Source organism: Streptomyces mesophilus (genome assembly GCF_011044995.1).
Taxonomy (GTDB): Bacteria; Actinomycetota; Actinomycetes; order Streptomycetales; family Streptomycetaceae; genus Streptomyces; species Streptomyces mesophilus.
The window spans coordinates 60,936-67,999 of the sequence record NZ_JAAKZW010000016.1 but is presented as its reverse complement, the minus strand read 5'-3'; the positions used below and the strand labels follow the sequence as shown (position 1 = coordinate 67,999).

7 protein-coding genes are annotated in these 7,064 nt (G+C 70.3%); 5 read left to right on the top strand and 2 right to left on the bottom strand.

Going from position 1 to position 7,064, the window contains the following annotated elements:
- Both G6045_RS07875 and G6045_RS07870 read right to left on the bottom strand, forming a co-directional pair.
- Nucleotides 1–916 (bottom strand): FAD/NAD(P)-binding protein (locus G6045_RS07875; RefSeq protein WP_328707694.1); only part of this gene is annotated, 916 nt, incomplete at its 3' end.
- The gene (locus tag G6045_RS07870; protein ID WP_408056310.1) at nt 913–1,956 is read right to left on the bottom strand and encodes an amino acid ABC transporter permease; all 1,044 of its coding nucleotides are present in this window, start codon (nt 1,954–1,956) and stop codon (nt 913–915) included. The genes G6045_RS07870 and G6045_RS07875, both read right to left, overlap by 4 nt.
- A gap of 643 nt (nt 1,957–2,599) precedes the next feature.
- Here G6045_RS07870 and G6045_RS07865 point away from each other — a divergent pair.
- The 5 genes from G6045_RS07865 to G6045_RS07845 are packed head-to-tail and all read left to right on the top strand — an operon-like array spanning nt 2,600 to nt 7,048.
- Nucleotides 2,600–3,742 (top strand): LLM class flavin-dependent oxidoreductase, encoded by a 1,143-nt coding sequence (locus tag G6045_RS07865; protein ID WP_165331105.1) that lies wholly within the window; start codon nt 2,600–2,602, stop codon nt 3,740–3,742.
- Nucleotides 3,739–4,329, top strand: coding sequence for a GNAT family N-acetyltransferase (locus G6045_RS07860; protein WP_165331104.1), 591 nt, complete (start codon nt 3,739–3,741; stop codon nt 4,327–4,329). Before G6045_RS07865 ends, G6045_RS07860 begins: the two co-directional genes overlap by 4 nt.
- Nucleotides 4,326–5,285, top strand: a complete 960-nt coding sequence (locus G6045_RS07855) for an ABC transporter substrate-binding protein (protein ID WP_165331103.1) — start codon at nt 4,326–4,328, stop codon at nt 5,283–5,285. The genes G6045_RS07860 and G6045_RS07855 overlap by 4 nt, the downstream gene beginning before the upstream one ends.
- Nucleotides 5,286–5,303: 18 nt before the next feature.
- On the top strand, nt 5,304–6,287 hold the full coding sequence (locus G6045_RS07850) for an amino acid ABC transporter permease (protein ID WP_165331102.1): 984 nt from the start codon (nt 5,304–5,306) through the stop codon (nt 6,285–6,287).
- On the top strand, nt 6,284–7,048 hold the full coding sequence (locus G6045_RS07845; protein WP_328707693.1) for an amino acid ABC transporter ATP-binding protein: 765 nt from the start codon (nt 6,284–6,286) through the stop codon (nt 7,046–7,048). The genes G6045_RS07850 and G6045_RS07845 overlap by 4 nt, the downstream gene beginning before the upstream one ends.
- Nucleotides 7,049–7,064: the final 16 nt, after the last annotated feature.

Below are 7,064 nucleotides of genomic sequence, written 5' to 3'. Positions count from 1 at the left end.
GGCGGGGGCCCCGCAGCCGGTAGCGGGTCTTGGAGTGGTACGGCACACCGCGGCGCGATCCGACATGGAGCACGGGCTCGCGGCCCGAGGGCAGATAGGTGAGGGTGCCGTCGGGTGCGGTGCGGAAGGTGCCGCCGCGGCCCTCCGTGAGCAGCGCCAGCACGTCGATGAAGGCCAGACCGAGACCTCGCACGATGACCTGCTCGCCGGGCCGCAGCGCGGACAGGTCGGCGTCGGCGGTGAACTGCGGCGGGAGGTGGAAGCGGCCGTGCCGCCGGGCGAACGCGGCATGCGCACGGTGGCGCGGGCCGGGCAGCGAGCCGAGGTGGCCTTGGGCGAGGACCACGAGGTCGGCGGTGAGCGGGGCGGCGCGGTCGGCCAGATGCACCTGCTGCGGGCCGTCCTCGGGGCCGGTCACGGCGGTGGCGGTGGTGCGGTGCCAGGTCACGGTGACCGTGGGCGGCAGTTCGTTCAGGACCCGCCGGAACACCCAGTCCAGATAGGCGCTTTGGGCGCGGCGGGTGGGGAAGTCGGTGGGGCGCAGGGTGCGCAGTTCGGCCAGCACGCCGGGGTCGGCGGGTTCCGTGAACGGTTCGTGGCGCGGACCGCGGCCGGAGAACTGAGCCGCCCATGCGGCCAGGGACGGTCCCGGACGCACGGGGCCGTCCACGGTGGAGGACTCGTCGGTGAACATGGTGACGTCCTCGGCCATGGAGTTCATCCGCAGCAGCGGCGACTGCTCATGGCGCCAGATCCGGCCGGGGCCCGGCGGATGCGGATCCACGAGATGGACGGCCAACTCCCCTGTTCCATCCCAGAGTTCGGGCGCATTGGCCGCGATGCGTTCGAGCAGTCCGGTGGCGCGCGGCCCCGCGCCGACGACCACCAGGACGGCCGCAGGCGTGGAGTCGTTCACCGCTCACCGCCGGCCGCCGGGCGGGCGTCGGGGGCGGTCGCCTTGCTCAGCCACCGGCGTACGGACCCGAGCCGGACCCGCACGCGCTGCAACGGGGTGGGCGGCAGTGCACGGGAGTTGCCGCGCGCGTAATGGCGCTCGACGTAGTACTGGCCCGCGCTGAGCACACTGGTGACCGCGATGTACCAGAGCGTGGCGACCATCAGGAGCGGGATGACCTGGTACGTCTGGTTGTAGATCAACTGGGCCGAGTACAGCAGGTCGTGCACGGCCAGGACGCTGACGATGCTCGTGCCCTTCAAGGTGCCGATCAGCATGTTCCCCGCGGTCGGCACGATGGACCGCATCGCCTGCGGGATCACGATCCTGCGCAGGGTGCGCCGCTTGCTCAGACCGAGCGCCTGCGCGGCCTCGGTCTGCCCGGACTCCACGGAGAGGATGCCGCCGCGCACCACCTCGGCGGCGTACGCGCTTTCGTGCAGGGTCAGTCCGATCACGGCGGTGAGGGTGGGGCCGAGCAGGTTCACCGTCTTGACGGAGAGGAATTCCGGGCCGAAGGGGATACCGAGGCTCAGGGTCGGATACAGGGCGCCGATGTTGAACCAGAACAGGAGCTGCACCAGGAGCGGCGTGGAGCGGAAGACCCAGACGAAGCCCCAGCTCACGGTCCGCAGCACCGGGTTCGCGGACAGGCGCATCACCGCCAGGACGGTGCCGAGCAGAAAGCCGAGCACCATCACGACGCCGGTCAGCCACAGGGTGAGGAGCAGTCCGTCGAGGACGGCCGCGGTGGTGAAGTAGTCGCCCACGACCCCCCATTGGAAGGCGTCGTTGCGGACCACCGAGTTGAAGACCATGGCGAAGACGAGCAGCGCCACGGCGGCGGTCGCCCAGCGGCCGAGGTGCCGGCGCGGCACGATGCTCGGCATCTCGGAGCCGGCCTGCTTGGCGGCGAGGTGGCCGCCGGCGGGCGGGGACGCGGCGTCGGCCGACGGTATGGAGGCCGGTGGCAGGGAGGCCGACGTGACGTCGGGAGGCATGACCATGGAGGGCTCCGGGAGGGAATCGCAGGCGTGGGCACCACCCGGGCGCTCGCGGGAAGCAGCCGGGGGCTCGCGTCGTCACACGCACCGCGTCCCTCAACGCGGTCGGACGGCCACCCTTGCGGGCGGGCCCGTCCGCCGTCGATCGTATGGGCGCTCAGTGCGGAGCCGTCAACAGGACGAGGCAGCCGTACATGCGAACAACACATGACTGCAACAAACCCCAACTCACCTTTATGCAGGCCCAGTTGAACGGTCCACCATCCGGGCGGCGCTTGACGGGCGGGACGGCGTCCTGCTCAATGGAGCGCATGCCTGCCACAGAGCGCTTGGTCACGCGCGATCACATCGACTTCGGTCGGGTGTGGTCCGCGGCGTGTTGCGTCTGACCCGGCAGCGGGCCGCCCGGACCGGCCCTTCCCTCCCTCGGTGACCCCGTTGCGGGCCGAGTTCTGAACCTTCCGCGCGCTGCCGCGATCTCCCTGTTTTCCGGCACGTACTCCTGACGTGTCCTGACGCTTCACGTCGTCACACACCCGTACCACCGCCTGCCGTCCGCCTCGACGGTCCGTCACCCCTGCCCGCACACGCGGCAGTTCGTCCTGCCCGTGTGCCGCCTCCCGAGAGAGGTCTCCTCCCCATGCCCGTGGAATTCCTCGGTATCGCCGCCACCAACGACGGCTCGGAAACCACCGCGCGCTCCGGCGCCGCCTTCGACAAGCAGTACACACTCCGCCTCGGCCGCGCCCACGAGGACCACGGCTGGGACCGGGTGCTCTTCGCATACGGGTCCGGCGCACCGGATCCGGCGCCGGCCGCCGCGTATCTCGCCAGTCACCTGGACCGGCTGCAGATCCTGCTCGCCCACCGGCCGAACGTCTCGTATCCCACGTTCGCCGCGAAGACCTTCGCCACCCTCGATCAGATCAGCGAGGGCCGCCTGACCGTCCACTTCATCACCGGCGGCAACGACCACGAGCAGCGCCGCGAGGGCGACGCGCTCACCAAGGACGAGCGCTATGCCCGCACCCGCGAGTACATCGGCATCGTCAAGAAGATCTGGACCACGCACGAGCCCTTCGACCACGAGGGCGAGCACTATCTCTTCCACGACTTCGTCAGCGATGTCTTCCCGGTCCAACAGCCGCGCCCGAACGTGTCGTTCGGTGGTTCGTCGCCCGCCGCGTACGCGGCCGGGGGCGCCGAGGCCGACATCTACTGCCTGTGGGGCGAGCCCCTGGCCAGGACCGCCGAGCAGATCGAGCGTGTGAAGGCCGCCGCCAAGGCCGCGGGCCGCACCGATGTGCCCCGGATCCAGGTCGCCTTCCGTCCGATCATCGCCCCCACCGAGGAGCTGGCCTGGGAGAAGGCCCATCGCACGGTCGGCGCGATCCGCGAGCGGCGCACATCCGGTCTCGTCCGCCACCACCGCCCCGGCTCCTCTGAGGCCCCGACTCCTCAGAACACCGGTTCCCAGCGGCTGATCGCCATCGCCGAGGCGGGCGAGCGCTACGACCGCGCGCTGTGGACTCCGACCGCCGCCGCGACCGGTGGCGCGGGCAACTCCAACGCCCTGGTCGGCACCCCGGAGACGGTCGCCCAGGCGCTGCTCGACTACTACGACCTCGGCGTCGACATCCTCTCCGCCCGCGGCTACGACCTGCTCGACGACGCCGTCGACTTCGGCCGCTATGTGATCCCGCTGGTCCGCGAGGAGGTCGCCAAGCGCGATGCCGAACGGGCCGAGCGCGGGAAGCGGACGCTCACGGCGGTGAACGGATGACCTCGGCACCGGAGTTGACGGTCACCGAGGTGACCGTCGCCGACCCTCGGGTCGAGCCGCTCCTTCGCGAGCTCGCGCACGAATACTCCACCCGCTACGGCAAGGACGCGCACACCGAGATCTCCCGCTATCCGGACGAGGAGTTCACCCCGGCGTACGGCGGACTCCTGCTGCTCCTACTGGAGCGCGGCGAGCCCGTGGCGGGCGGTGCCTTCCGCCGCTACGACGCCACGACCGCCGAACTGAAGCGGATCTGGACGCACTCCGCGCACCGCCGCCGCGGTCTCGCCCGCCGGATCGTCGCCGAGCTGGAGCAGGCGGCGGCCGGGCGCGGTTACGCGCGCGTCTACCTGACCACCGGTCCACGTCAGCCCGAGGCCCGCGGCCTGTATCTGGCCACCGGCTACACACCGCTGTTCGACACGGAGGCCGAGCCGGAAGCCATCGGCCCGCTGCCGTTCGAGAAACACCTCGGCGAGAAGCACCTCGCCGAGCAGCGCGACATCGAGCAGCACCTCACCGAGCAGCACGACATCGAGCAGCACCTCACCGTCAACCCCCGCCCGGGAAAGGCCCCCACCCCGTGAAGATCCGTGTCCTGGGAACCCGTCTCCGTCTGGCCGCCGGACTTGCCCTGCTGCCGCTGCTCGCCGTGACCGCCTGCGGGTCCGACGCCGGCTCCGGCGCCGTTCCGGCCGGGGCGCAGGCCTCCGCGGCACCGACCGACGACCCGGTGGCCGCCGTACGCAAGGTGGAGTCGGCCGCCGCCCTGCTGCCCGAGGACGTACGGAAGGCGGGCACCCTGCGCGTCGGCAGCTCGGTCGGTTCCCCGCCCGGGGCGTACTACCCGAACGGGTCGGACAAGGCACCGGCCGGGCAGGACATCGACCTCGCGGACGCGGTCGCCAAGGTGCTCGGTCTGAAGCTGGAACGGCAGGACGCGTCCTTCGAGACGATCCTGCCGGCCCTCGGCAGCGGCAAATACGACTTCGGCACCGGCAACTTCGGTGTCACCGCCGAGCGCCTGAAGACCATCGACTTCGTCACCTACATCAACGACGGCCAGGGCTTCGCCGTGAAGAAGGGCAACACCGAGCTGGGCAAGAAGGTCAGTGACCTCACCCAGCTGTGCGGCCTGACCATCGGCACCGGCGCGGGCACCACCTTCGAGGCGACCCTCGCCGAACAGAAGGGCGTGTGCGCGAAGGAGGGTAAGAAGCCGTACGACGTGAAGGTCTACTCCGACAACGGCGCGACCCTGACCGCGCTGCAGCAGGGCCGGATCGACGTGATCATGTCGACGATCAACGGCCTGCGGTACCAGGCCGCACAGGCCGCGTCGGGGACCACCTTCCTGGGTGAGTTCCACCGCCTCGACGTCGGCTTCGCCTTCAAGAAGGGCTCCCCGCTCACCCAGGCCTTCCAGGCCGCCGTCGACGAACTGATCAAGGACGGCACGTACGCCCGGATCCTGAAGAAGTGGGGCACCTCGCCGTCCGCGATCGAGTCCTCGCGGATCAACCCGCCCGAGCACAGCCGATAGCCGGGCGGAGCGAGAACGATGCCTTCCCTCATGGACACCGCGCCGCCCGGCGGGACCGCCGTCGGCGCGAACCCGAAGAACCTGCCGGATCCGGCCTCGGTGCAGATCGTCCCCGCCCGCCATTACGCCCGCTGGGCGGCGGCCGTCGCCGTGGTCGTGCTGCTCGCCCAGTTCGCGCACGGCCTGGCCACCAACCCGGTCTGGGAATGGGGCGTCTTCGGCGAGTACGTCCTGTCCGAGACCATCGTCGACGCGGTGTGGGTGACGCTCCAGCTCACCGCGTACGCCACCGTGCTCGGCTTTCTGCTCGGCACGGTGCTCGCCTTCATGCGGCTTTCGCGCAGCCCGGTGCTGCAGTCCGTCGCGTGGACGTACATCTGGATCTTCCGGTCCATCCCGATGATCGTCCAGCTGGTGTTCTGGTTCAACCTCAGTGCCCTGTACGAGGAGTTGGGCGTCGGCATCCCGTTCGGCCCGGTGTTCTGGTCCGTCGACAGCAACAGCCTGATCGGGACCATCGGCGCCGCGATCATCGGTCTGACGTTGCACCAGGCCGCGTACGCCGCGGAGATCGTGCGCGGCGGTGTCCTGTCCGTCGACCACGGGCAGTTCGAGGCGGCGGCCGCCCTGGGCATTCCGCGGCTGCGGCAGATCCGGCGGATCGTGCTGCCGCAGGCCATGCGGGCCATCCTGCCCACCGCGGGCAACGAGATCATCGGCCTGCTCAAGGGCACGTCGGTGGTCTATGTGATGGCCATCGGCGAGCTCTTCTACCAGGTACAGGTCGTCTACGGCCGCACCGGCCGGGTGATCCCGCTGCTGCTCGTCGCCACCGCCTGGTACGTGGTCCTGACCTCGGTGCTCTCGGTGGCCCAGTACTACGTCGAACGGCACTACGCCCGGGGCGCGAACCGCACTCCCCCGCCGACGCCGCTGCAGCGCGTCCGCCGGTTCTGCACCCCCGCTCACCTTCCTGCCAAATCCCCTGGAGACACCCGATGAGCGACGTGATGGTGGACGTGCACGGCGTCCACAAGAACTTCGGCCCCCTGGAAGTGCTGCGCGGCGTCGACCTTCAGGTGCACGCCGGTGAGGTCACCGTGATCCTCGGCCCGTCCGGCTCGGGCAAGTCCACACTCCTTCGCACCATCAACCATCTGGAGAAGGTCAACCGCGGCTGGATCAGCATCGACGGCGAGCTCATCGGCTACCGCCGCGCCGGGGACAAGCTGCACGAGCTGAAGGAGAAGGACGTCCTGCGGCAGCGCACCCATATCGGGTTCGTCTTCCAGAACTTCAACCTCTTCCCGCATCTGACGGTCCTGGAGAACCTCGTCGAGTCCCCCGTCTCCGCGTTGCGCCGGCCCCGCAAGGAGGCGGAGGACACCGCGCGCCGGCTGCTCGACCGGGTCGGTCTCGCCGACAAGACCGACGCGTATCCGCGCCAGCTCTCCGGCGGCCAGCAGCAGCGCGTGGCGATCGCCCGCGCGCTCGCGCTCTCGCCGAAGGTGCTGCTCTTCGACGAGCCGACGTCGGCGCTCGACCCGGAGCTGGTGGGTGAAGTCCTGGACGTCATCAAGGACTTGGCCCGCAGCGGCACCACCATGGTCGTCGTCACGCACGAGATCGGTTTCGCCCGTGAGGTCGCCGACACCGTGGTGTTCATGGACGACGGAGTCGTCGTGGAGCAGGGCCCGCCCGCGGCCGTCCTCGACGACCCGCGGCACGAGCGCACCCGCGCCTTCCTCTCCAAGGTCCTGTGACCACCCTTCCTTCCCC